Source organism: Dellaglioa sp. CoH-57-MRSF-20 (assembly GCF_056781955.1).
Genome location: NZ_JBXAXV010000076.1, coordinates 1 through 532 on the forward strand (window position 1 = coordinate 1; position 532 = coordinate 532).

The 532-nt window shown below is 55.8% G+C and carries 1 protein-coding gene; it reads right to left on the reverse strand.

Annotated features, from left to right (window positions below; all coding sequences use genetic code 11):
- A partial coding sequence (locus AC1RPN_RS08180; protein ID WP_481763713.1) for a hypothetical protein occupies window positions 1–507 on the reverse strand: 507 nt, incomplete at its 3' end.
- Between the last annotated feature and the right edge of the window lie 25 nt (window positions 508–532).

Here is a 532-nt window from a genome sequence, read left to right on the forward strand (position 1 = left end):
GGGCATCGTGGTCGTAATGATCTGGTAGCGACCGACAGCATTAAAGTCACCAGCCTGCTGATGCTGCATAACCTCGTTGACCGTCATGTTCTCAAGGTCTTCAGTACCCGCGCGCCCCTTCTTTTTCTTATCCTTGACACGCGTACCGTAGTTCACACTGTTGTAGTCGCCCTCACCGCGAGCGACCAACGCGCTTATACTAGTAACGTCTCTATGCTCTACATGAGGCACCGGACCAGCTGCTCGCATAGCCCCAACGTCCCCGGCCCCGAGTGGGGCTTCTGCGCCCGTGCTAGCCACAAGCCGACCCGCGTCATCATAAACAGTATCTACTATGGGCGATGCTTTGAAAAACGTGTCCCATGCGAAATAGCCTAGGACGCCTAGACCACCGGCAACGGCCAGACCAGCGAGCACCGCAGGATTCAGAACCAATGCTTCCAACACCAACGTGATCATGGGGCGCACCACAAGACGGATAAGCGTCTTGAAGATGTTACGCATCAACCATCGAGCGGCACCCCATAGAACG